Source organism: Neisseria sp. P0021.S007 (genome assembly GCF_051956855.1).
Genome location: NZ_JBQCXA010000173.1, coordinates 1 through 998 on the forward strand (window position 1 = coordinate 1; position 998 = coordinate 998).

1 pseudogene is annotated in these 998 nt (G+C 52.7%); it reads right to left on the bottom strand.

Going from position 1 to position 998, the window contains the following annotated elements:
- Nucleotides 1-209: 209 nt before the first annotated feature.
- Nucleotides 210-998: pseudogene (locus tag ACTHUR_RS11985) on the bottom strand (class I SAM-dependent methyltransferase); the annotation flags it as partial.

Genomic DNA, 998 nt, shown 5'->3' on the forward strand with positions numbered 1-998 from the left:
CGCTTCTGCGCCATAGTTTTCTTGTAAATTAAAGATGTTTTGGCATACAGGATTTCACATTGGTTGCAATATGGGTAAAAAAGAGGCTTCGCTTAGCAGCAAATCTCTGCTTTTTCGCCCATTTCTAAACTCAACTTCAGCCACCAAAACACCAGCAAAAACATAACATAAGGTCGTCTGAAAACCGTTTTCAGACGACCTCATGCTTATCAACTGGATGGCACTTGTATCCTCATCAAGCGCATATCCAGTTTGCGCCGTCCCCACGCGGTCGCATATAAAAGGCGCAAAAGCCACGGATAACGCGGTTTACAGACGCTGCTCAAGCTGGCTTCTTCAATAATTTCCACACCCGGTATCAGCCGTCGGATGTCGTCCGTTCCGCTTATCGCCCAACGGAACTCGGGCGGTTTGTCCATTTTGCCAAGTGCGTCGTGGCGTTTACTTTGTCCGATGTAGGCTTTGGGAATGGTGTCGATGGCGAGTTGCGCGTGCGGTAGGCGGCGGGCAACCTGTTTGAAAAAGTCCTGCACCTGCGTTTCTTCAAAATACATCAACACGCCTTCGATGACGAGCAACACGGGTTTGCCGTGCGCGGCGACGGTGTTCATCCATGTTTCGTCGAACATGGACGCGCCCAGATAATGATTGTCCGATTCGGGCAGCAGCATGCGCCGCACTTCAATCACTTCCGGCAAATCCAAATCATACCAATCGGTAATGCGCGGCTTGCCCAAACGTTCGTAACGCGCATCCAGCCCCGCGCCGATTTGCACACGACGGCGTCGGGATGTTCGGCGATAAAGTGCCGGGTCATATCGTCCAACAGCTTCGCCCGCCCGCAACAGCCGACCTGCGATGCTTTGACTTTGGCAAACTTGCTGAAGTCGTAGTCAATCTTATCCAACATCCGCACGGCTTCGTCATCGCGCAAAAGCGGCTGCGCCCTACCCTGCTCCACAGCCTTCGCCCACAGGGGAATCAGCATGGTACTGGAC